The organism is Vibrio sp. D173a (assembly GCF_030248475.1).
Map to the genome: position 1 here is coordinate 1 of NZ_JAHGAH010001521.1, position 720 is coordinate 720.

Sequence of the window (720 nt, forward strand, 5' to 3'; positions counted from 1 at the left end):
CGTTGGCAGTGCGCTTCAAACGCTTCATTGTCTGCCCAGATCTCGTTGAATGCGATTGGGTAGCTCTCACCTTCGGCAAACGGGCTCTGCAGATGACGTGTCACTGTGTATTGAATACACCCATCTTCACGCATTGTGTTTGGCTCAAGCGCTTTTAGTACTTCGAAAAGCTCGTTCAGTTTGCCCTCTTTTGGCTGAAACTGAGCAATGCAGTAAACCTTCTTAGACATTATTATTCCTTGTTTTCTTTTGTGTAACTAACCAACTAAGGCGCTCTAACTCAATACTGGTATGCCAGAGCACCATAAACTGTTTATGCTAACCAACCCGCAAAGTGACCCACAGCGTAAAGCGCAATGCCTGCCATGACGCCCGCGACGATATCATCAATCATGATGCCTAAGCCGCCATGAATGCGTTTGTCTAACCAACCAATCGGCCACGGCTTAACCATATCAAAGAAACGGAACAGTACGAAGCCTGTCAACAACCACTTCCAGTCATCGGTTGGGAGCTGCAGTAAAGGCACTAGGCCCATGGTGATCCAAAAGCCTGCAAACTCATCCCAGACGATTGAACCATGATCGTGCACACCCATGTCATCAGAGGTTACCTGACAGATTTTGACACCAATGATGCAGCTAATAATCACAGCTACCACATACATCGGAAACGGCAACTGAACCAACAATAGGTATAGCGGAATCGAGGCTAAGGTAC

At 47.2% G+C, this 720-nt stretch carries 2 protein-coding genes; both read right to left on the reverse strand.

Going from position 1 to position 720, the window contains the following annotated elements:
- The coding region (locus KIV40_RS34460) for a putative quinol monooxygenase (RefSeq protein WP_285353943.1) at positions 1-230 on the reverse strand (230 nt) is incomplete at its 3' end.
- 83 nt (positions 231-313) lie between these two features.
- Positions 314-720, reverse strand: a 407-nt coding sequence (locus KIV40_RS34465) for a phosphatidylglycerophosphatase A (RefSeq protein WP_285353945.1), incomplete at its 5' end; no start/stop codon positions are given.